The organism is Candidatus Sulfotelmatobacter sp., from assembly GCA_036500765.1.
Lineage (GTDB): Bacteria > Acidobacteriota > Terriglobia > Terriglobales > Acidobacteriaceae > Sulfotelmatobacter.
Map to the genome: position 1 here is coordinate 547160 of DASYBM010000016.1, position 25714 is coordinate 572873.

The window sequence follows — 25714 nt, forward strand, 5'->3', positions numbered from 1 at the left end:
AAGAAGATAGTGAAGCTAACGAGTGATCCGGTATTTCTGCCGGGCCACGGGAACAATCGCCGGCGCCTGCGCCCGCGGCGTAACTTGCGCCTTGCCCATTTCAGACAGGACGCTGCTCACGGTGCGTTGCTGCAACAGCAATCGCGGCGTGACCGGCAATCCTGCCGCCATCGCGCGCGAGGTGATCTGGAAAACATGCAGCGAGTCCGCGCCCAACTCAAACAGGTTGTCGGTCACGCCGACCCGCTCCAGATGCAGAACCTCAGCAAGAATTCCAGCCAGAGTTTTTTCCTGCGGCGTGCAGGGAGCAACATACTCGCGAGTCCGGGCGGCGACGCCCAAATCCGGCGCCGGCAACTTCGCCCGATCCACTTTGCCGTTCACCGTAAGAGGCAGGGCCGGCATCGACACGCAAGCATAAGGAATCATGTGGGCCGGAAGTTTCGATTGCAGATACTCGCGCACGTGCGCAGTGTCCGGCGTGCTGCCGTTCGCGGGAACAATGTAGGCGACCAGTTTGTTTTCGGCCGGACCGTCTTTGTCTTTATCTTTATCTTTGCCGGCCCTGTCTTTCCGGGCGATAACCGCGCACTGCCGCACATCGGGATGCTGCGCCAGCGCGGCTTCGATTTCGCCAAGCTCAATACGGAAGCCGTGAATCTTGACCTGATCGTCACTGCGCCCGAGATATTCCAGATCGCCGTTATTCAGGAAGCGTCCCAGATCGCCGGACTTGTACATCCGCGCATGGGGACGCCCGGCAAAGGGATCGGCGAGGAAGCGCTCGGCATTCAGTTGCGGCCGGTTCAGATACCCTTTCGCAACGCCGTCGCCGCCGACGTAGATTTCGCCGGCAACGCCCACGGGAACCGGCTGCTGCCGCGCATCGAGCAGGTAGAGACGAAGATCAGGGATGGGTACGCCGATCAGGCTGCGGGTTTCGCGTTCAGCATCGGCAACAGTCAGTGGACGGTAGGTGACGTGCACCGTGGTTTCGGTGATGCCGTACATGTTGACGAGTTTCGGATGCGCGTCGCCGTGACGCTTGAACCAGGGGCGGAGATTGGCAAAGTTCAGAGCTTCGCCGCCGAAGATTACATAACGCAGCGCAAGCGGCCTGACGAATCCGGACTCTTCCACCTGGACCACCTGGTAGAAGGCCGCCGGCGTCTGATTCAGCACCGTGACTTTTTCCTGCGCCAGCAGGTTGTAAAAATCCTGCGGCGACCGCGTTACCCAGTAGGGAACCAGCACCAGCCGTCCGCCGGTCGTCAGCGATCCCCAAATCTCCCACACCGAAAAGTCGAAGGCGTAGGAGTGGAACATCGTCCAGACATCGTTCTCGTCGAAGTCGAACCAGGGCTCGGTGGCCTTGAGCAAACGGACTACGTTCGCATGCGTCACCATTACGCCCTTCGGCTTGCCGGTCGAGCCCGAAGTGTAAATAACGTAGGCGACATGATCGGGACCAGCCGCGGATTCAAGGTTGTCGCTGGGCTGAAGCGCAATCAGGGCCCAGTCTTTATCGACGCGGATGGCTTCGGCATTGTGTTTTGGCAGGCTGTCGGCCAGGCGATCCTGAGTAAGGAGCACGGCAGGCGCGGCATCGTTGAGCACCGCGCTCAGTTTTTCTGCCGGATAAGAGGAGTCAATCGGAAGGTACGCGCCGCCCGCTTTCAATACCGCCAGGAACGACATGACCATCTCGAGCGAGCGCTCGAAGCATACGGCGACCAGCGAATCCGGCCGTACTCCCTGCTTCCGCAGGTGGCGAGCCAGTTGGTTCGCCCGCTCGTTGAGCTCACGGTAGGTCATGCGCTGCTCGCCCATGACGACGGCAACGGCCTCGGGAGTTCGAGCGGCATGTTCTTCAAACGTCTGGTGAACCGTGCGGGTTACCGGATGTTTCGAGGGATTCGGATTCCAGGCCCCGAGCAGCGCAGCGACTTCCTCGCCAGTCATCAGCGGCAACTGATCCACCGGCAGGTCGGGATTCGCAACCGCGCCCAGCAGCAGGCGCTCGAACTGTCCCAGCCAGCGGGCGATCGTCGATTCATCAAACAGTCCGGTGTTGTAATCGCAATCGATCATCAGGCCCCGATCGGACTCGACGATGTTGAAGAACAGATCGAAATTCACCGCGCTCTTAGGATTGGGATCGATGGTGGCTTGCAGCCCGCCAAACTCCGTGCCCGCGCCCAGGCGTTCCAGATTGAACTGCACTTCCATCAACGGCAGACGGCTCGGGTCGCGGGGCATGCTCAGTTTCCGCACCAGCGTGCCGTAGGTGTAGGACTGGTGCTCATAGGCATCGAGCACCGTCTTTTTGACCTGGCCGAGCAGCGCGGCGAAAGTCATGCTTTCTTCGAAGCGGGCGCGCAGCGGCAGGAAGTTTACGCAATGGCCGACCAGTCGGCCGTCGTCGAGCAGAGACTGACCAGCCGCGGGAACGCCCGCCACGATGTCGTTCTGATTGGCCAGCCGGTGCAGCAACGCCTGGAAACCGGCCAGCAGCGTGGCAAAGAGCGTGCAGCCTTTTTTCGATCCCATGCTCTTAATCTGGCGATAGCCTTCGGCGTCGATGCGTGCGCGATAAGTAGCACCGGCGTAGTTCTTCACCGAAGGACGCGGGCGATCCACGGGCAAGTCGAGTGGCGCGGGAATGTCTTTAAACTGGGCCAGCCAATAGGACTCGACTTTCGCCGTTTCTGCGGAATCTATTTCGCGGCGCTGCTTGCTCGCATATTCGCTGAAGCGAAGCGGCGCGGGAAGATGCTTTACCGGAAGATCCGGCGGGCCTTGCACACCAGTGGTATAGAGCTGCGATAACTCGTCGATCAACACGTTGGTCGACCACCCATCGCAGACGATGTGGTGCGAGGTGAACAGCAACATGTAATGATCGGCTTGGAGCTTCACGAGCTCGGTGCGCACCAGCGGGCCGGCCGTGAGGTCGAAGGGCGTGCGCGCATCCTGAGCCAGCAGTTGCTTCAACTCAGATTCGCGCATTTCCGGGTTCAGCGCGGAGAAGTCGCGCAGCGGCGTCTCCAGTTTCAGGGCAGAAGTAAAGTGCAACTGGCTGCCGTTCTTGTCGATGGTGGCGCGCAGCGCTTCGTGCCGGGCGATGACCGTATTCACGGCGTCACGCAGCTTCTCGACATCGAGCGCCCCGCGAAGATAGATGCTGAAAGACTCATTGAACGAGCATGAAGCATCGTCGCCGAGGTTGGCCGCCAGAAAAATCTCATGCTGCGGTTCGGTCATGGGCGCTGGGGTCGCGAACTGCGGAGCGGGTGAAGCGCTGACGGTTGCGACAGAGTCTTTCCCATTCCGTTCCGGCGCCGGAAAAAATCCGGCCTGCTGCATCTCGGCCACGCTTTCTTTGAAGGCCCGCACGATCTGCTCGATATCGGCTTCGCTGTGGGTCGTAGTCAGGAATGTGGGGAAGCCTTCGAGGATATGGATCCCCTTGGCCCGCAGAAAGTAATAGAAGAGGCTGGCAAAACGCTCCTCGGCCGGGAAGCTGAAATAGAAGACGCTGCCAAAGCTTTGAATCCGCGTCGGCACATTCTGTTGTTCGAAGAATTCATTCAGGGTGCGCGCCAGGCCCGTGGTTCGGGCCGTCAACTGCTCTTGCAGCGCGGGGCCTTGTTCTTTGAAATGCAGCAACACGGCCTTCATCGCCGCCAGGGTCAGCGGATGCCGCACAAAAGTTCCAGCGAAGAACGTGACGCCGACTTCAGGAACCGATTCGTCGCCGAACTGCCACGCGCCGCCGTCGAGCGCATCCATGAACTCGGCTTTGCCGGCGAGGACGCCGATGGGCATTCCCCCCGCCACCACTTTGCCGTAGGTGGCCAGGTCGGCGCGGATGTCGAACAGTGCCTGGCATCCGCCGGGATGAACCCGGAAGCCGGTGACCACTTCGTCCATGATCATCGCTGCCCCAGAGTTTTGTGTGATCTGGCGAATTTCCTTGAGGAATTCGGCTGGCTGCAGGTTCGGATGCCGGCTCTGCACCGGTTCGACCAGCACCGCCGCGAGATCTTTCGCGTTTTGACGGATCCAATCCAGCGCTTCCGGCGTGCCGTAGTCGAGTACGGTGACATGGGCAACCTTTTCCCGCGGAATGCCGGGAGCGATCGGCGCAGATTGCGGCGCACCCGCGCGCTTGAACCCTTTGACCAGGACTTCGTCAAACATTCCGTGGTAGGCGCCGGCGAACAGCGCAACTTGGTTGCGGCCGGTGACGGTGCGAGCCACGCGCAGCGCGGCCATCACCGCTTCCGACCCGGTATTGCAGAAAGTCATGCGCTCGTTGCCGGTCATCTCGCAGAACATCTGCGCCACTTCGCCGGCCAGCGGCGTCTGCGGGCCAATCTCGAAGCCTTCGTGGAGCTGCTGTTCGATCGCCTTTTCGACGAAGTCCGGACGATGGCCGAGCATGATGGGACCGAAGCCGTTCAGGATGTCGATGTATTCATTGCCGTCCACATCCCACAGGCGCGAACCTTTCGAGCGCGTAGTAATGATGGGATAGACCATTTCCTTCCACTCGCGGCGGAAGCCGGAGACCACTCGGGGATCGGCCAGCCAACGCCGCTTCTCTTCCGTCATCTGCTTGGAGCGTTGGGTGCGGCTGGTGTAGAACTCGATCAGCCGGCGCAGGCCCTGCTCTTGCTGCGTGGTGAGCCCGCCTGAGGTCGCCTTCTGAATCGGCTTGTACGGACCAAAGGGTTTGAATTCTTTTTCAACCGGGACGGGAATCGTTTCGGGCTTCGCTGTTGCCGCGATGGGATTTGCCACCAGAGTAGGTGTAATTCTTGCCGGCGCGAACGCGGGTGGGACCGGCGCGGATGAGGTCGTCGCTGCTCCTGCAGTTGTGCCCCGAAACGTCTCCAGTTGATTCGCGAAAACTTGATTCATAGCCTGCAACTGCTCGCGCATGAGGCGTTCGAGGGAGGATTCGGACAAGGCGTGATCTCCGTGGCCATTGGTCGATGGGATTGAAAATTGCGTGGGTGCGGAGTGCGCCGGAACCGCGGCGGGTGACACAACTGCAATCGACGCTGTCGCCGGTTCGGCGAGCGCCACCGCCGGAAGCTTGCCGTCCAGGTAAGCGGAGAGCGCGTCCAGCGTCGACTGCTCGCCCATCAACTGCCGGAACAAAATCTTCATGCCGAACCTGGCTTGCAGAGCCTGCGTCACCTGGGTCAGGAAGAGCGAGTCGAAGCCCATCTCCAGAAAAGTCGCCGACCCGTCGGCCTGCGACACATCCATGCCGGAGAGTTCTTCGATCAGTTCCAGAAGCTGGGTGCGAATCTTGGCCGAGCGCTTCACCGGGATCGGTGCAATTGCGGATTGCGGATGACTCACTTCTTTTTCCTCCGTCAGAGTGGGGGAGAGACGGCTAAGTTGAGATTCCTGAATTGTGGCGGAAGGCCTGGACTCGGGCGTTGCTTCGGTGGACTTGTTTTCCAGCCAGTAGCGTTTGCGTTCGAAGGGATAAGTGGGCAACGAGATACGCTGGCGGCGTTCGCCTAGATGCAACTCTGCCCAGCGGGGCTGAACCCCGGCCGTCCACAATGCACCCAGAGCGTTCATCAGGCTGGCAGCATCGCCTTGGCCGGAATGGCCGTCGGAGAGTGAGGAAACGATTAAGTGGTCGGCGTGAAATCCGGAGTGCTGCCGCGCCAGTTGTCCCAACACATTGCCGGGTCCCACTTCCAATAAGACTGCCGCCGGATTCTTTCGCAACTCGGTTATAGCCGCGGAAAACTGCACCGGCTGGCGGAAATGCCGTGACCAGTACGCCGGATCGGTCGCCTGCTGGTCCGTGATCCAGGCGCCGGTGACACTGGAAACATAAGGAGTCGACGGAATATGCAGTGAAATTTCCTGCACACATTTCGTGAAGGGCTCGAGAATCGGATCCATCATCGCCGAGTGAAAGGCGTGCGAAGTGACCAGACGGCGGCAGATCGCGCCTTCGCCGGCGAGTTTGTTCTCAAAAGTGTCGAGCGCGTCGAACGGCCCCGCCACTACGCACAGCGCCGGCGAATTCACTGCCGCCAGCGATAGAGAAGGATGGCCATTCAACCGGGCGCGGACTTCGGCTTCCGGCAGGCGCACCGAGAGCATGCCTCCCGCAGGCAGAACTTGCATCAGCTTTCCGCGCGTGGCGACGAGCTTGAGCGCGTCTTCGAGCGAGAACACGCCCGCCAGGCACGCCGCCACAAATTCGCCGATGCTGTGACCGAGCATGGCTTGCGGCTGGATTCCCCAACTCATCCAAAGCTGCGCCAGCGCGTACTCGATGGTGAAAATTGCGGGCTGAGCAATGACGGTGTCGGTGACCCGCCGCTTGGCCTCGTCGGAAGCCCCGTCGGGCGGATAGAGCAATGAGCGCAGATCCCCGCCCATGAGCGGCAGCAGAATCTCGGTGCAACGGTCGACGGCGGCGCGAAATACCGGCTCGGTCTGATAAACCTCGCGCGCCATGTTGGCGTGCTGCGAACCCTGCCCGGGGAAGAGAAAGAACACTGCGGGCTTTTCGACGGGACGTAACCGACTCTGCACTCTCTTCCGGTCGCGCTGCGTAAGAGCGGTCACCGCTTCGGCCGTATTGCTGGCGACTACGCTGCGGCGGCAGCCGAAATTGCGCCGGCCGACTTGCAGCGTCCAGGCCGCATCCGCCAGGCTCTGGTTCGGAGAAGCTTTCAAGTGTTCGAGCAGGTTATTGGTGGCGCGATCGAGCGCCACTTCCGTGCGTGCCGACAGAATCAGCAACTGCGCGGGTTTCGCCGAAGGAATGGAAGGGCGATCCGGCGCCTGCTCCAGAATGACGTGCGCGTTGGTCCCGCCCACGCCGAAGGCACTGACTCCGGCGCGCCGCGGCGATCCGCTCGACTTCCACTCCGCGCGTTGCGCGTTCACGTAGAACGGGCTGTTCTCCAGATCGAATTTCGGATTCGGTTTCGTGAAGTTCAGCGTCGGCGGAAAAACGCCATCGCGTACGATGTGCGCGGCGTGAATCAGGCCTGTGACGCCGGCGGCCACGTCCAGATGACCGATGTTGGTCTTTACCGTTCCCACTGCGCAGAATCGATTGCGGTTCGAGCGAGCGCGGAAAGCCTGGTTCAGCGCCGCCAGTTCGATCGGATCGCCCAGCGGTGTGCCGGTGCCGTGGGCTTCGACATAGCCGATGGTATTGGGATCGATCCCCGCCGCTTCGTGCGCCAGCGCGATCACGCGGGCCTGGCCCTCGACGCTGGGAGCGGTGTAACCCACTTTGGCCGAGCCGTCGTTATTCACCGCGAAGCCGCGAATCACCGCATAAATCTGGTCGCCATCCCGCACCGCATCTTCCATGCGCTTGAGCAGAACCGTAGCGACGCCGCTGCCGAAGACTGTGCCCTGCGCATCGGCATCGAAAGTGCGGCAACGGCCGTCGGCCGATCCCATGCCGCCTTCCTGATAGTGGTAGCCGCGCTTCTGCGGGAAAGTGATTGATGCGCCACCCGCCAGCGCCATGTCGCTTTGATACGTCAGCAACGACTGGCAGGCCTGCGAAACCGCAACCAGCGACGTCGAGCAGCCAGACACCATACCGAATGCCGGGCCGCGCAGGTTTAGCTTGTAAGAAACCCGCGTCGCCAGAAAATCCATCTGGTTGCCCATCATCTCGGCGAAGTTTTCCAGTTGATAGCCGCTCGTGAACCTGCGGATGAATTCGGGGTCGGCGCACAGCCGCGATAGAAAATAAGTCGCGTGGCTAGCTCCGCCGAACACTCCAATCGCCCCCGCATAGGCAAAAGGATCGTAGCCGGCGTCTTCGAGCGCAACCCAGCAGCACTCCAGAAACAGCCGGTGCTGCGGATCCATCAGCTCGGCTTCGCGCGGATAAATGCCGAAGAACTCGGGATCGAACAGATCCGCGCCTTCGAGCACTGAATGCGCCCGCACATAGTTGGGATGGCTCGCCGTCGCCGCGGCGTTCGGAATTTCCAGCTCTTCGACGGTGAAGTGCGAGATCGACTCGACGCCGGCAAGCTGGTTTTTCCAGAACTCGGCCACGCTGCCGGCGCCGGGAAAGCGCCCACCCATGCCGATAATCGCGACCCCGTCTACCAGAGGAGTGTCGAGCAGCGGGCTCTTGTTTCCTTGCGAACTCATTGAGAACCGCCTCCCCTGCGCTGGCGTTGCCGGGCAAACGCGTCGCGCTGCCGCTGCGCCTGCTGCTGCTGTTCGGAAAACGCCGGACCCGGAGCATTCTGCTCGCCGACACCCGCGCTAAGGTGCCGGCTCAGGCTTCGGATGGTCGAGAACTCGAACAGGTCGGTGACGGGAATCTCGCGCTGTAGCTTCTTTTGCAAACTGGAGTGCACGCCCACGATCGTCAGCGAGTCGGCGCCCAGATCGAAGAAGTTGTCGTCGAGGTTCAATGGCTGCACCTGTAGGGCGCGTTGCCATAAATCCTTCAATGTTTCTTCCAGCGCGGTCGACGGCGCCTGCGGTGTAGGGGTGGCTACGCCGCCCAACGGCGCGGGAAATGCCGCGCGATCGACTTTGCCATTCGGCGACAGCGGCATCGCCGCGACGGGGACGAAGAACGCGGGAATCATGTACTGCGGTAGCCGTGCGCTCAGGTAAGCCTTCAACTCGCATGCGGCCGCGCCTGCACTCGACCCGGCGATGTAGTACGCGACCAGCCGCTTCGATCCGTTGCCGTCGCTGTGGGGAACCACGCAAACTTGCTGTACGCCGTCATGCCGCGACAACACGCTCTCGATCTCGCCGGGCTCGATGCGGTGGCCGAGAAGCTTGAGCTGATTGTCGGTGCGGCCGCAAAACTCGATCGTGCCATCCCCGCGCCAGCGCCCGAGGTCGCCAGTGCGGTACATCCGCGTCTCGCCATCTTCGACAAAAGGATCGGCAAGAAATTTCTCATCGGTCAGGTCAGCGCGGTTGAGGTAGCCGCGCGCCACGCCGTCGCCCGCGGCATAGATTTCGCCAACTTCGCCGGGCGCGACCGGTTGCATCTGCTCATCGAGAATGTAGACCTGCGTGTTCGAGATCGGTCCTCCGAGAGGCACGGAGTCCGGGATGACATCGCCCGACTGCATGGGATGGCAACAAGTGAAGGTCGTGTTCTCGGTGGGTCCGTAACCGTTGATCACGCGGCATTGCGGCAGATTCTGCAGCGCCAGCCGAACATGGCGCGCCGAGAGCACGTCGCCGCCGGCCAGCAACTGCTGCACGGATGCAAGGTCGCTGAGACGTTGCTCCACCATCAGATGGAAGAGTCCGGAAGTCAGCCACAGGGTGGTCACTCCCTGTTCGCGGATGGTGCGTCCCAGATCTTCCAGCGAGGAAGTCTGCGGCGGCATCACCACCAGCCTGCCGCCATTCAGCAGGGCTCCCCAGATTTCGAAGGTTGAGGCGTCGAAGGAGATCGGAGCGAACAGGAGTTGCACCTGGTCGGGGCCGAACTGACAATACTGGGTATTGCGGACCAACCGCACGATGGACCGGTTTTCGATCAGCACACCCTTCGGCCGCCCCGTCGATCCGGAGGTGAACATCAAGTATGCGAGGCTGCGCGGCCCGCCGGCAGGTTGCGGATTTTCGTCATCCGCTGACGGCATCACCGTAGCGGGCACTTCATCCACCGAAAGCGAAGCCAGATTGCGTCCAGCCAAGACCGTTGCGGCGAGGGAACGTTGCGTGAGCACCACGGCGGGGCGAGTTTCTTCGAGCAACAGATCGAAGCGCTCCTGGGGGTACGCGGGATCGAGAGGCACAAAAGCGCCTCCGGCTTTCAGCACGGCAAGCAGCGCAACGATCAGTTCTGTGGATCGCTCGATACAGCATCCCACCATCGTCTCTGTGGTCACGCCCATGCGGCGCAGGCGGTGCGCCAAGCGATTGGCACGGCGGTTCAACTCGCCGTAGGTGATTCGTTCTTCGGCAAATACAACCGCGATGTTCTCCGGAAATTGGGCGGCAACTTCCTCGAAGAGTTGGGCGACACTTTTGTCACGGGGATAATCCGTCGCAGTGTCATTCCATACCCGGAAAGGTTTGGGCAGCAGGATGGGTACAGTCCTCGGCGTACTCGGCTCCGTCGCATCCAGTATCGCGATTCTTGTTTTTTCGTAGGTCATGTCGGTCGTCAACCGAGCGGGCATAAGCGCGCCCCTAGGAGAGAAAAATCTCCTTCTCGCCAAACAGCCGCTCGGCGGCAATGCCGCGTTCCCGGCAGGTTTCGAGCAGACGCGTCGACTGCACGATCGGGTTCGACTTCTCCGTGTACTTGATGCTGGAGATGAACGTCAGCCAGGGCTCCTGCCCCATGGCGTACACATAAACCTGTTGGCAATGAAACTGATTGACGATATCGATGGCGCGCTCGAAGTTCGATCCCGCCAGCCGCCGGGAATGGTCCTTGGGCCGCTCCAGCCGCTGCGTCAGCAATGGGCCGTAGATCCAGGAGACCGGAGCGCCGTCGCATTCCATGCCCACGAACAGAGCATCCACGTCGCCGACTTCGCGGTGAATGTGCTCGTACATCTTCGGCGAAATGTTGCAGGAGTCCGCCGCGAACATCAGCTTGTGACCATTCACCCGCAACAGATAGGCGGACTTGGTCAGCACATTCAAGTCGCCGTGCTCGCCTAGGAAAGGAATGGCCGTGATCGATCCCCGCTCGAACGGAATCTCTTCCATCTCGGAGAGTTCAATGACGCTCGAAAAGCCGCATTCCTTGAGCAGCAGCTTCAACGAAGGATCCTGCAAGGCGCCGCCGCCGCTGCGCGGCACCACCACGTGCCGGATACGGTGGCGCAGTTGCAGCAGAGTCTCGAACAGGATGTGATCCTGATGATTGTGGGTGATCAGCGCATAATCGATTACATCCGGCAAGTCCTCGTAGGTATAGCGCGAGATGTCGCTCTCGTAGGTGTAGCTGAGAACCGGATCGAGCAGAACAGTGACGTCGCGGGTCTCGATCAGAATGCAGGCATGGCCAAAGTAGCGCCAGCGCGCGCCCTCGCCTTCGTACTTCGGGTATGGCTTCGGTTTCTCCGTGGTCAGGAACGAGCGGAATAGCGCTTCGTCTTCGCGGCTCAGGTCGAGCGTCTCGCGCAGATCGGCAAGCGTTGTCGGTTCGTGCTTCATGCGCGCCAGAGCGTCGACTTTTTCGCTGGCGAAGGGGATGGGCAGATGCACCGCATCCCGCCGGTCGAGCCGCGGCGTGCTGAATACGAACGGGCGATCGTCTCCGCCGATCTCCGACAACATCACGCTTTGCAACGACGAGTCATAGAACCGGCTCTTATAGAGCAAGGGCTCGATCAGGCGGAATGAAGGATGGTTGTTTAAGTCGTAGACCAGCTCCACATACCCTTGCAAATTCTCCGGAACTTCGGCGTACAGCGCTTCCAGACTGTAACCCGTCCCTTTTTCCCGCAGCAGGGCGTCGAGTTCCTCGATCGCGCGCGATAGTTCCAGCAGCGGTTTGCGCTCGGCCAGCGTGCGCTCGCGTAACCGATTGACTGCTTCCACCCGGTTCTCCTCGAAATCCATAAACGGACCGCCCAGCAGCGCCGGATTTTTCACAGCCGACTCGTGCGTCTCCGGGGACTCAATGTACGAATTCATGATCCGCAGATGGCGCTCAGTCATATTCCTCGCTGCCGTGGCCGGCGGAATCAAGTGGGCCCAGGCATACCAGCCATCGACCAGAGGTTCAATCACGACATTCGGCTTTAGATACACGGGTTCCTGTGCACTCGAAGGGGACAGGGAGGAGGATTTCGGTGTGCCGTTAAACAGTGCAGTTGCCATGCCAACAACTCCAGGATCCAGCTTTATTTATCAGCTACTTAGGTCGGATTCGATTGGTTTCAAAATCCAGTATGCAATTTCTTGCATGTACCCGTGGTTGAGGGGGAAAAATTAGAGCGAATTCGCAGTCTCTGGCCACAAGGGAGGAGTCTGTGGGTCGCAGAGGACGCTTTCAGAATATCAGCGAACAACGGTCGCCTTGGGGCGGTTCCAGAAACGGAAGTACTAGCCTGGTCACCAAATTTTGTGCACTTCCGAGTGGGGATGGTCATCGACCCTGCGTTACCTTTCGGATTGAACCTTAAGCTTCTATGTTGAAGTTCACGATTCGAAAAGACCGGTAACTCTATGAAATCTATCCCCCACTCGGCTGATCGTGTCTGCGTTATTGGCTTGGCGACGCTCTTAAGTCTGCTTTCGATCTGCGCTGGTTGCGGTTTCTCCACCGGAAAGACTTCTTCTTCGTCTTCTTCCCAACTCGCATTCACATCGAGCACGCTTGCAGGCGGGACAGCCGGAACGGCATATTCTCAAGCGGTTTCTGTATCGGGCGGCGCTACACCTTATTCGTTTGCGGTGGCATCGGGAGCTTTGCCGGCCGGATTGAAGTTGAGCGCCGCGGGCACGATTTCCGGGACGCCTACGAACATAGGGCAATCCACATTCGCGATAAGAGTAGCCGATTCCAATTCGCCGCAGCAGAATGTCTCGCAAGCTTTCATCATGATGGTCGATCCGGTTCCGCCCAGCGTCATCACCGACTCGCTGTCGAATGGAACGATCAACAAGTCCTATTCGACCACCCTGGCGGCCTCCGGGGGCGAAACACCTTATAGCTGGAGCGTCTCCTCAGGAGCCTTGCCCGCAGGTCTGAGCCTGAGCGCGGCCGGAACGATTTCCGGCACACCCACCACGACAGGATCGTCCACTTTCACGGTCAAGCTGGAGGATTCGTCCTCACCCAAGCAAAGCGCCACCAAGTCGCTCGCGCTTACCGTGTCAAACTCGGTGCAGCCGCTTTCGATCACGACCTCGTCGCTTCCGAATGGAACCAGCGGTACCGCATACTCGTCGACTTTGGCTGCCACCGGTGGGCTGACTCCATATGCCTGGACCATTTCGTCGGGCGCCTTGCCTGCCGGCCTCACTTTGAGTCGTGCCGGAACCATCTCCGGCACACCGACTACCGCCGGTTCCTCCGCCTTTACTGTAGAGGTTACGGACTCGTCTTCTCCGAAGCTGACAGCCACGAAAGCGTTCACCGTCACCATTGCCGACTCGGTGCAACCGCTGGTGATGAGCCCAACTACGCTGCCGAACGGCACCAACGGGACCCCCTACTCGTCCACGATTTCCATATCCGGTGGAAAGAGCCCTTATTCCTGGAGCATTTCTTCCGGAACTCTGCCGGCCGGCCTGACGCTCAGCAACAATGGAACGATTTCCGGGACGCCTACTGGCAGCGGAACCTCGGCTTTCACCGTGCAAGTATCCGATTCCTCTTCGCCGAAGTTAACCGCATCCCAAACCTATAGCGTCACCATTTCTGCGGCGACTTTGACCATCACATCCTCCAGTTTGAGCAACGCCACCACGGGTGCGCCGTATTCCGCCACAGTTTCTCGCACCGGGGGAACCGCGCCTTTTACCTGGTCGATCTCTGCGGGCAAGTTGCCGGCGGGCCTGTCGCTGGCTGCCACTACAGGAACGATTTCCGGAACCCCCAGCCAGGCCGGGGCCGCGAACTTCACAGTTAAAGTAAAGGATTCGGGTTCGCCGCAGCAGAGCGCCACCAAAGCGTTCACCATAACCGTCAGTAATTCCCTGTTCGATCAATATGGCGGCTTGATCGCCATGCCCTCCCCGAACCAGCCCACGACCTACTTCCGCACTGAAAAATTCGGCAACAAGTGGATGTTCGTCGATCCGGCGAACAACGGCTTTTTCATGATCGGCATGTACGTCCTCGACCAGGACACCTCCGTAGACGATATGGGCAGCAGTTACTACAATCGCACCAATGCGAAGTACGGCGACACCGGCCCGACCTGGGGTCCGGCGCAGTTGCAGCGCATTCAGTCCTGGGGATTCAATTCGGTCGGTACCTACGCCTCCAGCTATGTGCTGCCGGTTACGAAGGATTCCAGTTGGGGCGGCGACCAGACCAATCCGGTCAAAGTTCCCTTCGTCGGCCTGTTGCGGCCCGCCTACTACGGGATGCTCAACCAGAGTAACTGGGCGCCGCAGCCGATCAAAAACATGCTCTTTGGCCTGAGCCCTTACTACACCGGCTACATTCCCAGTAACGGGGTAGCCGACTATTACGACAACAACCTCACTACCTTCTACACCAACGAACTGGCCAACGATTCCTACGCTCTGTCCGTCAAGCCCTCGGCCTATAAGCAGTACATGATCGGGATGAGCATCGACGATGGCGATGAAATGTACGGCTTCGGCAAAGGACCGGACTTCACCGGCGGATACAACAATTCGCACCTCGGCTGGATGGTGCTGACTCTGTCGCCGGTGCAGACGGCTAATTCGGGCAAGGGATTCGTCTACTCCGATACCACCGTCTATTCCAAGCAGGCTCTGCAAAGCCAATTGGAAGCGAAATATGGAACCATCTCCGCGCTCAACACCGCCTGGGGATCGGACTATACGACCTTTGGCTCTTCCGGCAAAACCATCACCGCGGAGACCGTGGGCACGGGCAACGCATCGACACTCACGTTCAGCAAGACCCTGGGCTCGCCCACGGTGAGCAAATATAGTCTCCAGATTCTGGTTGCCGGCTCGCCAGTCGGTGGCGATACCGGCGGCGGCCAACTTTGGGGACCGCACCTTAGCGGCAGCATCAATTACTCGACCGGAGCTCTGACCGTGACCTTTTCGAGCGGTCACGCGCCGGCCAGCGGGTCGGCCGTTACCGCCAACTATGTGCAGAACGGCTGGGGCATCGGCAGCGGACTGATGGACGAAGACGCCCGCGTCTCTCACCGCGGCTGGGTGGGCATCGACTTTACCTTCATGACGGATGTAAATCCCAACACCAAGACCGATCTGGACAGCTTTCTCTACCAGATCGCGGCGCATTACTTCTCCATGTGCAAGAACGGCATTGAGGCCTGGCTGCCCGGCATGATGTATTTCGGTCCCGATACCCTCGGCACCTGGGGCGCGCCTTCCAATCGCAACGTGTTGCTGGCGGCGGCGCAATACATCGACGTCATGGCCATGGGTGGAGGCTGGCCGCTCAGCCAGGCCATGATCGATTTCATGTACGCTTACTACGGAGACAAGCCGTTTTACTTCGGCGAATTCCGTACCGCCAATGCGGACTCGGCATTTTATCGCTATGCAGCTTCCGTGCCGCAGACCGACTTTACGACTCAGGCACTCCGCGGCGCGAATTACTCCTCGATCGTGACCACCTATCCCAATCTGGCCTACACCGCCAACGGCAGCCGGCCGTACGTCGGAATTTTGTGGTGGCAGTATCTCGACAACTGGGGCGAAAAAGATGACTGGGGTATCGTCAGCCTGTCCGACAATGCCTACGACGCCCACGAAGCCGTGACTGGCACGGGCGGAGCGGGTGTGCGGACGGTAACCTGTTCGGCGCCGATCCAGCAATATCTCTGTGGCGGCGAAGAACGCAACTACGGCGATGTCATTACTTCGATTACCAGCGCGCATCAGACGATCCAGCAAGCGGTTCAACACTAACCTTCAGCTATCACATCAGGGCCGGAGACTCGCTCGGCCACACGAGCTCTGGTAGTTCGTTTTTCCCATGTCCGACGGGAGTAGCCGCGGCCGGCTGACGCGATGCCCATCGCGCATGCCCTCGAAAAGATCGCGCCAGGGTTGGAGCGATCGGCGGCGCAGCGAGGCGAACGACGCTACCAGCCCATAGCCTAAGTTCATCCAGTAGAAGCAAATTCGATGGAAGACTCCGGAGCGCCAGTTGCGGTAGTAGAGATAGTGATTGGATTTCGCCTCCCGGCTGGTCCAGTGCTTCTGCGACCGTCCAGCTGGCGACTGGTTATGCACGAGCCGGGCTTTGGGTGTGATCAGCAGCAGCGAGCCGGGTTTGAGATGAGCGCAGAAATCGACATCCTCGCCATCGGAGACTCCGCTCAGGTTTTCATCGAACCGAACGTTCCGGATGGCCTCGGCGCGAAAGCTCATCAAGCCTCCGCCAAAGCGGCTGACCGGAACCGGATCTTGACCGCGCAGGCGCGAGGCATTCCAGTAAACCGGCTGGCGATCGTCATGAAACTGTCCACGCACAAACAGCGTGCGCCAGGCGAGCGCGGACCAGGGTGGAAGACTGTAGTTGGTTACAATTCCAGAAACGCCGGCCGCGGCCGGGAACTGACGATAGGCGGCCAGCAGTTGCTCGATGAAATCCGGTTCCAGATATACATCGTCGTCGAGAAAAAGCCAGATTGCGCCATCGGCAATATCCATGGCGCGGTTGCGCGCCTGCGCTCCGCCCGTAATCGCAGGGTTGAGAACATAGTTGAGGCGGACGCGATCTCGTGTCTCCTGCGGCGCTTGTGCCAGCAGGCTGCGGATTGCGCACTCACTCTCGTCCCCCGAACTCTGGTCGACGATGACAAGCTGATCGGGTAATACGGTCTGCGCGAGCAGCGTCTCGACCGTCAGCTTCAGGTCGTTGAGCCGGTTCTTGGTCGGAATGACGATGGAGATCGAAAACACGGAACTTGTTCCCCTTCGGTTAAGAGCTGAGTAGAAGAACTACTTGCGATTGTTCGCTACGGTCGGCGCCGTCGCCTCGGATGGCTGAAGAATCTGCTGGATTTGTGAATGGGCACTTTTCACCCAGGAGACCACGTCGCCATAATCGCGCCGCTCGCCTCCGCAGTGATAATTCGTGAGCGGCGGCGAGCAGGGAATGTCTTGCTTCGAACTCCCGGTCGTGCGCGCCTCGTTGCCGTCATAGGCGTTGTCGGACAACGAAACCAATCCCCAGTCGTTCTTCTCGCTCCAGTTGTCCAGATACTGCCACCACAAGATCCCCACATAGGGGTGGACACCACTCGCCGAATAAGCAAGGTTGGGATATGCGGTCACAACTTTGTAGTATGCCTCTCCGCGGTCATTCTGCGTTCGATAGTCGCTCTCCGGCACGGAGGCCGGGCGCCGCATCGCCGAATCCTGGTTGGCGGTGCGGAATTCGCCGACATAAAAAGGCTTGTCGCCGTAGTAAGTGCCGATGAAGTCCACCATTGCCTGCGACATCGGCATGCCCCCACCGATCGACATTACGTCAACGTATTGGCCCGCGGCTTTCAGAACGTTGCGGTTGGAAGGCGCTCCCCAGGTTCCGAGCGTGTCCGGTCCAAGATAGAGCAGACCCGGCATCCAGGCCTGAATCCCCGACTTGCACATGGAGAAATAGTGCCCTGCGATGTGATAGAGAAAGTCATCGAGGTCGGCCTTCACGTTAGCACTTATGCCTTTCAGGAACGTGAAGTCTTTGCCCACCCAGCCTTGATGCGACGGACGGCCGTCTTCATCCATCAATCCTGTGCCGATGCCCCAGCCGTTCTCGACATAATCGGCGGTGATGGCTGCGCCGCTCGCGGGAAAGTGTCCATCGGCAAACTTCACGCTGACTTCGCCGGTGGCATAGTCAATGGCGCCGGAGACGTGCGGACCCCACAACTGTCCATGAGCCTCCGGCTCCAGGTCGCCCGCCACGGTTAAGCCGTCCATTTTGATCGCGACCGACATCGGTGTGATTCCAAGTTTGGACAGCTTTGCATGGAATTCGGACTGCGAGCCGGTGCCCATGCCAATCTTGTCTCCGGTAACTGCCGTCCCTGAGGAGTCGAAGGTCGTATAGTCGGATCCCCAGGCCGCATTCAATGCAGCGATCGTTTCATACTTCGCCGTCAACCGGTCGCGGAGCGCGCGCTTGGAATAGACCACCGCATCCCGGTAAACAAAACCTTTGTTGGGATTGGCGGTTTGCATCGGCGACATGGTCAGAACGATCCAGCCCAGGTGAGCGCTGTTGTAACCTCCGCCAAAATCCGGGCCCTTGCCGAAGCCGTACATCTGATCGCCGTCATCGACGCTCATGCCGACCATGTACTGCTTGTGGACAGAGGCCTTGATGGCCTGCGTGTACGGATCGAATTTCAATTCGTTGGCATAGAACGTATCGAGGTTGCCGTCATAAAAATCGGCGACGCCGCTCCCGGGACGATAGCCGTTGCTGTTGAGATAGTAGGGGCTCGCGCCGTAGATCATGTCCTTTACCGGCTGAGCGGCCCACTGATTCTGATTCAGCATCCCGTAGTAAGCCGGACGCAGAAGCCCGATGAAGGGCAGCTTCAGCGGCTGAGTTTGATCTCCCGGCAAGCGATAGTCTTTGGTGATGGGCAATACATAGTCCGAAGCGTAAGGCGCGAGGGCGTTGAATCCCCACGATGTGACCCTCCGCAGTTGAGCGGTAGCCCAGCTCGGCCCCGGGTCGCCATACTTCGCGCTGGTGCGCTGGTAGTATGTCGTTCCGGTATCGCCGGTAGACTGATCTTCGCTGAGGGCATAAACGCCGATCATGAAGAATCCATGATTCGCGGGATCGACGAACATCCACCGATTGCCAAGCTTCTCGACCCTAAACTGTCCGGTCGCGCGATTCGGCGACGATAAGTTGCTGAATCCGCCAAACTGGTCGAGCGCAACGGCTCTCGCCGGCGTGGGCGCAGCCAATACAGTCTGTGGCGCCCGCACGCAAGCCGGGAACGTTGCGAGCCCAGCGAGTACCATGGCCCACAAGCCGCTTCGTGTCGGTAACAGATTCATCGCACCAATTCGTTTCCCACAGTCCCAAGGACTGCGGTGGCGGCATACCAAAGTTCGGGTTCCGGCTGAGAATGCTCCGTTTCTTTCTTCGCAGGCTCCCGCTTGCGGAGTTTCCGGCGCTGCTGCGCCTCGAGCACGGGCAGACACATGGAAAGAAACAACAGCATCCAGAACGGCTTCAAATACTGCCCGGAGAGAAACATCAGGGATACCGAAAAAGCGACCAGCCCCACCTGCATGGAAGTGGCCGCCATGTTCAATAAGTTCGCCTTCGCGCCGCCGGTCCGCTGGCGGACGCGGCCGAGCGAAATGTAAGTCGTCACCAGAATGCCCACAAACACGAGCAGTCCGATTAAACCCAGTTCGGCTCCGAGTTCGAGAAACGCATTGCAGGCCAGGCCCTGCACTTTGTCGGTCACGGTTCCATACAAAGCGCTGCGGTCTTCATAAACTCCACTCATGTGCGCGAAGTTGCCCAGGCCCACACCGAACAGCGGGTGTTCCTGGATCATGCGCCAACCCGCGCGCCACAGCACGATCCGTATATCGCTTCCCAGATTGTCGGCGTAGTCGGGTTGCAGCAAGCGACGGAGCGGGGACGAAGGCGCCAGCAGAACTAGCGGCCCGATGGTCAATGAAACCAGGACCAGGTTCCGCAGCTTTGCTCGGGATCTCCAAATGATCATGAGCAGCCCCGCCAGCAGTCCGAGGAAGCCTCCCCGCGACGCGCCCAGCAGCATCGCCACCAGAGTCAGCCAGATCGAAGCCACGCATAACAGCCGGACCCAGGTCCGGGCCGTGCTGCGCCAGAAGTAGTAGGCCATGGGCAGGGTGATCAGGGCGGAAGCCGCGAAGTAGTTGCAGTCCCCGGAAACCCCGCCCGGCCGCAGCCCGGGATAAATGTTGTGATACACCTGCCATTCGCGCAGGACATACAACGAGGCAACCGCCGTGGCCGCGATCATGGCCAACAGCACATAGCGCAGACACTGCAAGGAATCGATGAGCACGAGCGTCACAAAGAAGAGCAGGCCCAGAGAAACATAAATCTGGAGCATTTCCCGTCTCAGCTCGAAATCTTGCCCATTCGCCGCCAGCGATACCGCTGCGATGACCAACAGCAATCCATAGAGACGAGCCTGCCAAGCGCTAAAAAAGCGGGGAGACTCGTTGCGACGGAAAAAGTGAACCAGCGCGCACACCGCAATCATGAGCCCGAGAGCCTTGATCGGAGTCACGCCGGCCATCGTCCGCGTCCACAAGGGATGCGTCGTCAGCGGCAACAGCAGAATCAGGAAGTAGAAGAGAATCACGTGGGTTCCAAAAAGTGGGTCACGAAAATTATTTTTGAATTATTTCGATACCTGTTTCAGATTTGCGGCTGCGTTCGGTGGCGGGCCAGACGAAGCATCAGGTTCGGCCGCCAGCGCTCCAGTTCCGCCAGATAACGCAGCGTGCGCCGCTGGACCGGCGTGCGCTCCGCCCACACCTGCGCAAGACCCCGCAGTCCGTGCCAGACTCCCCGGAAGAACGCCCGCACCCTATTGGTGCGCAGCGAGAAATAAAACATCATAGCCAGCTTGGGCAGCAGGAAGAGCAGTCCCGGCCAGACGCGATAATCTTTGGCCGCGATCCAGATATAGTTTCGCGTGTAAAAATAGTAAGGCCGGTCCGAGGTACGCGTCTCGGCCGACATCAAATGCAGCACGCGGATATTGGGCGTGTAGAGGATGCGGAAGCCATGATCGAGGATCCGCATGGCCAGGTCGTGTCCCTCGCAACCGATGAACAGCCGATCATAGTAATGACCCGCGTGTTCGAAAACTTCCCGCCGCAGGGCGCAGGCGCCCTCGACGAAATAAAACGTGTCGAATTCCGTCTGCCCAAATTGTTTCCAGTTCCGGGCATGGCACCACTCCCGTATCCGAATCTCTCCCGTGCCCGCTTCGCACATCTGAAACGCCAGCACGTGAACGTCCGGCCGCTCCCTCAGCTTTGCCACCACTTTGGTCAATTCGAACGAGGAGGCGAAATGCACGTCGTTGTCGAGCGTAATAATGATCTCGCCCTGGGCTTCGCGAATTCCGGCGTTGCGGCCGCCGCAGGTGCCGCGATTCTCCGGCAGTTCGATCAGCTTAATTCCGGGATCGAGACTGTTCACCAGGCCGGCGACATCTTCCTCGGAGTGATTGTCCACCACAATAATCTCCCGGTTGGCATAAGTCTGCTGTAACGCCGATTCGATGGACTGCTGCAACGCGCTGAGACGCTTGTAATTCAGGATCACAATGCTGATCCGAGGCGACTCGGGCAATGCGGGCAATTGAGTGAATGTCATTTCGTGATTCATGATCGGTTCTGGTATCGATGGCTAGGTTCGAGTGAACTCCACGAACTGGTGATAATTCCGTGCAATCGCGGCAGCGAGAGCAGCCCACTCGCTTGCCGTCCCCGGATGCGCGACATTGACTTCGGGAATGACCGGGAGCAGGCTTCTCCACTTTGTCAGAGATTCGTCGCGCTGGCTACGCAACAGGTTTGGCAGCCGAAAGAATAACTGGCAACCCGCCGCGTAGATGCTTTGACGAGGAGAGTTGCGGACCGCGAGCCTTAGCCAACGCATCCAGTTTCTCCGCATGGCCGCGCCGTCTGCGTCGCGCAACACGCGAGCCCAGCCGCGCAGCCGCACTGTCCAGGGTTGCGAGCTTGCCCAGCACGCCAGCAATTGTTCGTCGGATAATTTGGGATCGAGCTTCAACAGGCGGACCAATTCCCATTGCCACAGCCGATGCGCCAGGCGGACTCCTTCGATCAGTTGCTGGTTGACGCTGAGAGTTGCTGACGCTGCCACCGAGAAATCCGAGGATGCAAGTTTCAAGCACGTGCAATGCTCTACTGCGGAGGTGAACTCGGACAGAGAGAAAGGCGCGTCTGCCACCGGCATCGTCGCCGCAAGCTGGTTCAGTTCGTCGATCCGCCGGCGATAGGTGGGCTGGTACGCTCCGGCAAAAACCAGAAACGACGTGGCCATATCGAGATACAACTTCACCGTGGCGTATTGAGTTTCTTTCGATCCCCGACCCGACACGGCGACCAGTTCAAGCAGTTCGATCATGCGGTTGCATAGCAAACGAACTGCGTCGTCGAGCGGAATCCGGGCAGCCTCCATCGCGGGCACGCGCGCCAATGCATTCGCATCGCCCCAGATTACCTGGCCGCAGGAGCGCAACTCGTATCCGAAAATGTTGGGAACCATTTCCTCAAGGAACATGGTCGAGACCGGAGAGAGGCAGACGCGGCACCGCAGATTGCGATCCAACAGCCGTTCTTCCACCTTTTTCGCGATCCGTTCAGCTGCGTCAGGCGCCGGAACACGACTGTTCTCGGCGAACACCAGCAGAAATTCGGCATCGCCGCGCACCACCGTCATCCCGTGATCGTTCGCGATGGAGGCCTCATCGCGCGCCATGCTCCCCGTCAGAATGATTGCGTCGAGTCCGGTCAGGCCCGCGCAGGCAGCCGCAGTTTCTTCGCAGACGATCTGCCGGACGACTATTCCCGGGAGGATTATTCCTGCGACGATTGCCGGGCGAACAGACGCGGGAGGCGGCTGAAGCGCCACGTTCATTTCGTTCGCGATAGTGATGGACTCTGACATAGCAAATGCGGCGGCTCAAGCCGTGGTCGCGTCGAGCTCCCAACTCCGGCCGTCAGTCGAAAGAAAGTCCCGGAAGGGACTTACCGGGAAGTCTTCGAGAATGCGCAGAAGTTTTTCTTCCGTCCAGCGCAAGTTCACGTACGACTTGAAGCGCCGCGAGAAGCTCATGCGCAGCCGGGGGTGATCGGGATCGATCTCGCGGGGATGAATGTAGAACACCACCGGCCGCCCCGAGTCGAGCACCTGGCGTGTCATCCGCCGGATCAGCCAATAGGGCGACAGCCGAAGATATCCGCCACCGAAGAAGCACATATCCTCCGCTCCGAAATCGGTCACCGTCATGGGAAACTCGACAATGCTATGGTTGCCCTGGGCTACGGTATGGGGAACGCGTGGAGCCGCCGGCATGCCGCCGTGGCCGCGCCTCGCCGGGAATACCGACGAATCGTAGACATAGCCGGCTTCAGCCAGTTCCCGAAAAAACCAGGGTGTCGCATCGGTCATCGAAAATCCTGCCGAGCGGTAGCCGAGCACGGCTGAGCCAGATAGATCTTCGAGCAGCAGCCGCGAATACCGGGCATCTTCGCGGAACTCGCGCGCCGCCATCTGGTAGACCAGACGGTGCGAGTATCCGTGGGAGCCGATTTCGTGGCCGCGTTCGACTGCCTCCGTCACCAGATGCGGGAATTTTTCCGCCACCCAGCCCAGGAAAAAGCACGTGACCTGAACTTTCTTCATGCTGAACAAGTCCAGTAGCCGGTAGAAATTGGCCTCCACGCGCGAAGGCATACGGTCCCACACAGAAATCGGCGGCGCCGAAGGCACATCCAGAATGTGAAACCAGTCCTCCACATCCACGGAGAAGACGCAACGCGCGCGTGCGGAATGGCCTCGTGGACCTGGCGCCGCTACGCTTTGCGCAGGTTTGCGGGTCAGCAATTGTACTTCAGTGATGGACATAGGTTTGGTGGGGGGAGTGGAACTGGGGTGGCGGAAACGGCAAGACTGCCACGGGAACAACCGCGGGGGAGTAAGAGCGAGGGGAGTTACGTTAAATGCCTGCCAAATACTTGATCAAATGCGGGCCCAGTACATTGGTGAGCGGCAAAGGCAGCCGTTGCCACATCCACGATGCCAGGCGAAAGGCCGGGCTCGCTCCCTTCGGCTGTGCCAGCGGCGCGCCGTCAGCCCGCCACTGGTGCCAATACAACGGCAATTCGCGGGCGCCCCACTGCTTCTTGAAACGGTAGGTGCCGGAGTCGATCGAGCAGCGGCCGAAGTCAAACGTGTCGTACCCGCGTTCGCTGGCAAAGCGGAACATGTGCCAGTACATAAACATGTTCGGTTTCATGTCGAGATACTTATAGAGCGACGACGCCCAGACCGCCTCGATAGTATTGCGGAATCCATATAAGAACGCGCCCGCAATGGCTTTGCCCTGATGCCGCACAATGCAGATGTAAGTGTTGGCGGGGAGCGCCTGGCGAATCTCCTCGAAAAAGCGCCGCGCATATGCCGGCGAGCCCAGCTCGCGCATGTTTTCGCAGTAAATCTTATAGAACTCTTCCAGGCAGCCTTCGCTGTCGAAGTCTACAGTCAAGCCTTGCTTCATGGATTTGCGGACCATGTTGCGGGCCTTACCGTCGAGGGCCTTCAGCATTTTTTCTTCGTCGCGCTCCAGACCGACCACGAACGTGACTTTATCGGTACGCGCCGGTAGTCCGAGGCAGGACTCCGACAGGGAAGCATGACGCAATTCGAGGCAATCGGTTTTCAAGTGCAGCGCCAACTGTTTGGCTTCGGCCAGAAGGCTCTCGGCGGCTTCAACACTATTGGCCAGAATTCCGCCGCCCTTCAAATGGGGCATCGATACCAGCGCAGACGTGATGGGCCAGTTACGTTGCCAGATCAGGGGCAAGACGCCGCATACTTCGCCATCTTTTTCCGCGATCAAGTAATAGGGCTTCCATCCGAATGAATTCGTGAAAACCGTCCGCCACGCCCAGGCGTGATAACTCGTCGACTCCGGATGACCGGCTACAAAGGCTTCCCAGCGCGCCGCATCGCAGGCAGTAGTCGCCAGGCGGGTGGTAACTGCGGCATCGGATGCCGCCGTCATTGATTCTGCTGCCGTCGTCGCTTGAACCATCGTGGTGCTCATGCCGCCCCCTGTCGCCCGCGCGAAAGCTGGGCAATATCCCAAACCGCAAACCGCCGGCCCAGCAGCGCCTCGGCGATTCCGCGTACCGCGGCGACATTCATCAGCAAGAAGTAGAAGGGAAGCGCGATGATCCGGCCTGGCCTTTTCCCCTGACGGCTCATCAGCCAACCCATGGCGGCGAGCGCGAAGAAAACACATTGCAGCCCCAGCAATGCGGCATACCAGCGGTCCAGCCGCAAAGCCACGCTGGCCACGAAAATTGTGAACATGGGAGCGAGCGAGAACCAGCGCAGAAATTTCCGTGAAAAGAACTGCCATGCCCGCAGCCCGGTCAGTTGTTCGCGCAAGGTCCACAGGCCGAGAATGCCCTGGCCGCAGATGCGCTTGCGCCGGGAAAACTCCTCGCTGGCGCTCGGCGTGGTGTATTCGCGCGAGCGCGCGCTGGGTTCGTAGAGCACCCAGGCCCCGCCCCGTCCCACCCGCAGCGGCAATTCGAGATCGTTGGCCAGCTCCGGACGTACATCCCGATAAAGAGTGCGCCGCATGCAGAATATGGACCCGTCACAGACCAGCACGGAACCTAAATCGCTTTCCAGTCGGTTGATCGCGGACTCATACTCCAGATAGGCGCCGCCACCCGTCGAAAGCCCCGCTGCTGGTTCGCCACTCACGGCGTCTTCCACGCCGGTCACGCAGCCCACGCGCGGGTCCGCAAAATGCCTCACCATCCGGCGCAGACATCCCGCATCGATGTCGGAATTGGCATCGGTAAAGAAGAGCAAATCGCCGTTCGCCATCGCGGCCAGCCGGTTCAACGCCGAGTTCTTGCCCACGCGTTCCGGCAAACGGATGAAACCAAATCGCGGGTCGCGAATGGAGTGCAGAAGAGCGTCGGTCCGGTCCTCGGAAGCATCCGACGCCACCAACACCTGCAATTGTTCCACCGGATAGTCCCATGCCAGAGTCTGGCGCACCTTCCATTCGATATCTTTTTCTTCGTTGCGGGCGGAGATCAGCACGGACACCGTGGGCAATGCATCACCCGCTACGGGATGAACGCGCCGAAAGCAGCCGAGAAGCCAGAGAGCGATGGGGTAGCCGGCATAGACATACAACAGCCAGCCGGCGCCGATCCAAAAAACGATTTTCATAAAAAGTCAGGAATTACCGGTTCCGAATGCAACTCGATTGAGCGAATT

The 25714-nt window shown here is 59.8% G+C and carries 12 protein-coding genes; 1 reads left to right on the forward strand and 11 read right to left on the reverse strand.

The features are described from left to right. Positions 1 to 15: 15 nt before the first annotated feature. The 3 genes from VGM18_19485 to VGM18_19495 are packed head-to-tail and all read right to left on the reverse strand — an operon-like array spanning position 16 to position 11847. Positions 16 to 8175 (reverse strand): amino acid adenylation domain-containing protein, encoded by an 8160-nt coding sequence (locus tag VGM18_19485; protein ID HEY3975196.1) that lies wholly within the window; start codon positions 8173 to 8175, stop codon positions 16 to 18. Further along, a complete protein-coding gene (locus VGM18_19490; GenBank protein ID HEY3975197.1) occupies positions 8172 to 10190 on the reverse strand; it encodes a non-ribosomal peptide synthetase in 2019 nt (672 codons plus the stop codon). Before VGM18_19490 ends, VGM18_19485 begins: the two co-directional genes overlap by 4 nt. 10 nt (positions 10191 to 10200) lie before the next feature. Next, positions 10201 to 11847: an MBL fold metallo-hydrolase gene (locus VGM18_19495; protein ID HEY3975198.1), complete on the reverse strand. Its 1647-nt coding sequence runs from the start codon at positions 11845 to 11847 to the stop codon at positions 10201 to 10203. Positions 11848 to 12195: 348 nt separating this feature from the next. Here VGM18_19495 and VGM18_19500 point away from each other — a divergent pair, with 348 nt between their 5' ends. Beyond that, the gene (locus VGM18_19500) at positions 12196 to 15579 is read left to right on the forward strand and encodes a putative Ig domain-containing protein (protein ID HEY3975199.1); all 3384 of its coding nucleotides are present in this window, start codon (positions 12196 to 12198) and stop codon (positions 15577 to 15579) included. Between the two features lie 15 nt (positions 15580 to 15594). Here the strand turns inward: VGM18_19500 and VGM18_19505 are convergent, their stop codons facing one another. The 8 genes from VGM18_19505 to VGM18_19540 all read right to left on the reverse strand — a co-directional run bounded on the left by VGM18_19505 (position 15595) and on the right by VGM18_19540 (position 25666). Further along, positions 15595 to 16578 (reverse strand): glycosyltransferase family 2 protein, encoded by a 984-nt coding sequence (locus tag VGM18_19505; GenBank protein HEY3975200.1) that lies wholly within the window; start codon positions 16576 to 16578, stop codon positions 15595 to 15597. Between the two features lie 39 nt (positions 16579 to 16617). Next, entirely contained in the window at positions 16618 to 18696 is a 2079-nt protein-coding gene (locus tag VGM18_19510) for a hypothetical protein (protein HEY3975201.1), read from the reverse strand. Continuing rightward, positions 18693 to 20009 carry an O-antigen ligase family protein gene (locus VGM18_19515; GenBank protein HEY3975202.1) on the reverse strand — a complete coding sequence of 439 codons (1317 nt, stop codon included), beginning with the start codon at positions 20007 to 20009 and terminating at the stop codon, positions 18693 to 18695. Before VGM18_19515 ends, VGM18_19510 begins: the two co-directional genes overlap by 4 nt. Before the next feature lie 56 nt (positions 20010 to 20065). Next, the gene (locus VGM18_19520; protein ID HEY3975203.1) at positions 20066 to 21046 is read right to left on the reverse strand and encodes a glycosyltransferase family 2 protein; all 981 of its coding nucleotides are present in this window, start codon (positions 21044 to 21046) and stop codon (positions 20066 to 20068) included. A gap of 21 nt (positions 21047 to 21067) precedes the next feature. Next, positions 21068 to 22324, reverse strand: a complete 1257-nt coding sequence (locus VGM18_19525; protein HEY3975204.1) for a hypothetical protein — start codon at positions 22322 to 22324, stop codon at positions 21068 to 21070. Positions 22325 to 22369: 45 nt separating this feature from the next. Further along, positions 22370 to 23314: an XrtA system polysaccharide deacetylase gene (locus tag VGM18_19530; GenBank protein ID HEY3975205.1), complete on the reverse strand. Its 945-nt coding sequence runs from the start codon at positions 23312 to 23314 to the stop codon at positions 22370 to 22372. 91 nt (positions 23315 to 23405) lie between these two features. Then, complete coding sequence (locus VGM18_19535; GenBank protein ID HEY3975206.1) at positions 23406 to 24515, reverse strand: FemAB family XrtA/PEP-CTERM system-associated protein; 1110 nt, start codon at positions 24513 to 24515, stop codon at positions 23406 to 23408. Next, positions 24512 to 25666, reverse strand: coding sequence for a glycosyltransferase (locus VGM18_19540; protein HEY3975207.1), 1155 nt, complete (start codon positions 25664 to 25666; stop codon positions 24512 to 24514). The genes VGM18_19535 and VGM18_19540 overlap by 4 nt, the downstream gene beginning before the upstream one ends. Positions 25667 to 25714: the final 48 nt, after the last annotated feature.

Coding starts and splice junctions, on each gene's coding strand:
- VGM18_19495 (HEY3975198.1), bottom strand. CDS start 11,847: ATGGCAACTGCACTGTTTAACGGCACACCGAAATCCTCCTCCCTGTCC.
- VGM18_19530 (HEY3975205.1), bottom strand. CDS start 23,314: ATGTCCATCACTGAAGTACAATTGCTGACCCGCAAACCTGCGCAAAGC.
- VGM18_19490 (HEY3975197.1), bottom strand. CDS start 10,190: ATGCCCGCTCGGTTGACGACCGACATGACCTACGAAAAAACAAGAATC.
- VGM18_19485 (HEY3975196.1), bottom strand. CDS start 8,175: ATGAGTTCGCAAGGAAACAAGAGCCCGCTGCTCGACACTCCTCTGGTA.
- VGM18_19520 (HEY3975203.1), bottom strand. CDS start 21,046: ATGAATCACGAAATGACATTCACTCAATTGCCCGCATTGCCCGAGTCG.
- VGM18_19500 (HEY3975199.1), top strand. CDS start 12,196: ATGAAATCTATCCCCCACTCGGCTGATCGTGTCTGCGTTATTGGCTTG.
- VGM18_19510 (HEY3975201.1), bottom strand. CDS start 18,696: ATGAATCTGTTACCGACACGAAGCGGCTTGTGGGCCATGGTACTCGCT.
- VGM18_19535 (HEY3975206.1), bottom strand. CDS start 24,515: ATGAGCACCACGATGGTTCAAGCGACGACGGCAGCAGAATCAATGACG.
- VGM18_19540 (HEY3975207.1), bottom strand. CDS start 25,666: ATGAAAATCGTTTTTTGGATCGGCGCCGGCTGGCTGTTGTATGTCTAT.
- VGM18_19525 (HEY3975204.1), bottom strand. CDS start 22,324: ATGAACGTGGCGCTTCAGCCGCCTCCCGCGTCTGTTCGCCCGGCAATC.